Source organism: Jatrophihabitans lederbergiae, assembly GCF_031845305.1.
Lineage (GTDB): Bacteria > Actinomycetota > Actinomycetes > Mycobacteriales > Jatrophihabitantaceae > Jatrophihabitans_A > Jatrophihabitans_A lederbergiae.
In genome coordinates this window covers 1-1,746 of sequence record NZ_JAVREH010000146.1, presented here as the reverse complement: position 1 = coordinate 1,746, position 1,746 = coordinate 1, and the positions used below count along the sequence as shown (strand labels likewise).

The following is a 1,746-nucleotide window of genomic DNA, read 5'->3' as shown; positions in this document are numbered from 1 at the left end:
ATACAACTCGACAGCGTCGCGGCGAAACTCCTCGGAGTAGTTCTTCCTCGCCATGAGTGGATCATCTCGCTTCCACCCCACCGAAGCAGGGATTGAGCGTGTCCACTACTCGGGGTCAGGTCCCACCTTGCACACCAAGGCCGCAGTGCCCTCGGAAGTCATCCGCGCTCTGCAACGCGCCGGCCGACCAGTGGTGCTCGCACGTGCAATCGCCGAGATCGGCAAGGTCGTGCGGACGATCGCAACACTCGACTACGCCACGCGCCCCGAACAGCGGCGACGCATCCTCATTCAGCTCAACCGACAGGAGTCCCGCCACGCCCTGGCCCGAGCCATCTGCCACGGTCGGCGCGGACAAATCCATCAGGCATACCGCTCCGGCCAGGAACAACAGCTCGGCGCGCTCGGCCTGGTCACCAACGCGATCGTGCTGTGGAACACCACCTACATGAACCACGCCATCGAACACCTCGACGGGGCCGGTGCTCCTGCGGCGGACAGCGATCAAGAACGACTCTCACCGCTACAGCACGAACAGGTCAACCTGCACGGGCGCTACTCGTTCCTACTCCCCGACCAGCTCCGCGCCGGCCAACTCCGCCCGCTCCTGACTGGCAGCGACGGCTAAGGGTCTATCGCGTAAACGGCACCTCTCTGTCGCCAGCCGCTTGACACAGAGAGGTGCCGTTTACTGCACAGTCCCGTTCTGGTGTCAGGGGCAAGGTTGGTGATGTCAGTGTTTCGTGCCGGCCGTGCCGCGCACGACAGGATGCACCTGGACGTGGCAGGAGTAGGCCTGGAGCGGGATGCGGGTGGGTTTCTTGGTGTTGGGCGGGGTCGCCAGGATCGCGACGCCGCGCAGGCATTCGTCACCGCCGCCGTTGTCGCCTTCGACAATGGCTGAAGCCGATTGGCTGTGGTCAAGGCGCAGGTGTTCGGGTGTGGCACATCGGCAGCCACCGAGGTAGCCGCTCAGAGTACGGGTGGCCTGCACGATCTGGCGGCCGCTCTTATCCAGGACCGCAGCACCGGGGTAGCCATAAATCGTGCACGACGTGCTGGCGATGTTGGTGAAGATGATGATGACACCGCCGTGACTGTCACCCCCTTGCGCCGGCGCGCTACGGGCGGCTAATTGGGCGTTGCCGCAGGCAGCCGCCGCCGGCGGAGTCGAGGCAGGTGACGTGGCGGCCGCCGGCGATGTGGCGGGTGGCGATGTGGCGGGTGGAGGTGTCGACGCTGTGACGGTGGTCGTCTTTGTGTCCGTTGTCTTGGGTGCAGGTGTGACGGGGCGGCCAGCGGGCGATGCGCTGGTCGATATGGGTGTCGTCGCGCTGGTGTTGGAGCCCGCAGTTGTCCCGGAACTGCACGCGCTCATCACGACGACGGCAGCGGTCAGGGTCGTCGAGACGACGATCCGCGAACTGATGAAAGTCATAACCAAGCTCCTTCGGCGACAGACGCACCGAAGTGGAACATCTGCCTGCTATTAGACACCTCCCGCGGCCCAGCCGTTGCAACCGACTCGATGCACGGGCGCAAGTCAAGGCAATGCAGTGCTCGTCCCATAACCCAGCCCGCCGCGCTACGGAGACGTCCTCCTCCCAATCGTCTCGATGGGCGATCGGCGGATTCTGGCGGTCATTGCAACAGCAGGTCGCCGATCAGTTCGTTCGGCTTCTTGAACGCTAGCCGTTTGCGGGGGCGGTCGTTGAGTTCCTGGGCGACCCAGTCGAGGTCCTCGGC

2 protein-coding genes and 1 pseudogene are annotated in these 1,746 nt (G+C 64.7%); 2 read left to right on the top strand and 1 reads right to left on the bottom strand.

Annotation, left to right across the window (positions count from 1 at the left end; all coding sequences use genetic code 11):
- The first annotated feature begins 52 nt into the window (after window positions 1-52).
- A complete protein-coding gene (locus RM423_RS24595) occupies window positions 53-628 on the top strand; it encodes a Tn3 family transposase (protein ID WP_311425669.1) in 576 nt (191 codons plus the stop codon).
- A gap of 105 nt (window positions 629-733) precedes the next feature.
- On the opposite strand, the pseudogene RM423_RS24590 reads toward RM423_RS24595, so the two are convergent.
- A pseudogene (locus tag RM423_RS24590) lies at window positions 734-1,138 on the bottom strand (DUF4232 domain-containing protein); the annotation flags it as partial.
- A 46-nt stretch (window positions 1,139-1,184) separates the two neighbouring features.
- On the opposite strand from RM423_RS24590, the gene RM423_RS24585 reads away from it, so the two are divergent.
- Window positions 1,185-1,493, top strand: a complete 309-nt coding sequence (locus RM423_RS24585) for a hypothetical protein (protein ID WP_311425670.1) — start codon at window positions 1,185-1,187, stop codon at window positions 1,491-1,493.
- Window positions 1,494-1,746 lie beyond the last annotated feature (253 nt).

Coding starts and splice junctions, on each gene's coding strand:
- RM423_RS24595 (WP_311425669.1), top strand. CDS start 53: ATGAGTGGATCATCTCGCTTCCACCCCACCGAAGCAGGGATTGAGCGT.